The sequence below is a fragment of the uncultured Jannaschia sp. genome (genome assembly GCF_947494055.1).
Taxonomy (GTDB): Bacteria; Pseudomonadota; Alphaproteobacteria; order Rhodobacterales; family Rhodobacteraceae; genus Jannaschia.
Genome location: NZ_CANLTR010000236.1, coordinates 1 through 255 on the forward strand (window position 1 = coordinate 1; position 255 = coordinate 255).

The following is a 255-nucleotide window of genomic DNA, read 5'->3' on the forward strand; positions in this document are numbered from 1 at the left end:
AACGGGCATGCCTCCTGGGACGCGCGCACGCTTGTGGTAGTGGACGAGGCGGCGATGCTCGATGCGCGGATCACGGGTGAGCTCTTGGCCGAGGCGCGACGCAGCGGGGCGAAGGTGCTCTTCGCAGGCGACGACCGCCAGCTCGCCGCGATCGAGCGCGGCGGGCTGTTCCCGGAGTTGCGGTCCCGGCACGGCTCGGCGGAGATCACGGAGGTGACGCGGCAGCGGGTGGACTGGCAGCGGCAAGCGGCGCGG

General features: G+C 72.9%; 1 protein-coding gene. It reads left to right on the top strand.

The genetic code is table 11. The annotated features are described in order from the left end of the window. On the top strand, nt 1-255 hold a 255-nt coding region (locus Q1A87_RS23985; protein ID WP_299657430.1), incomplete at both ends, for an AAA family ATPase.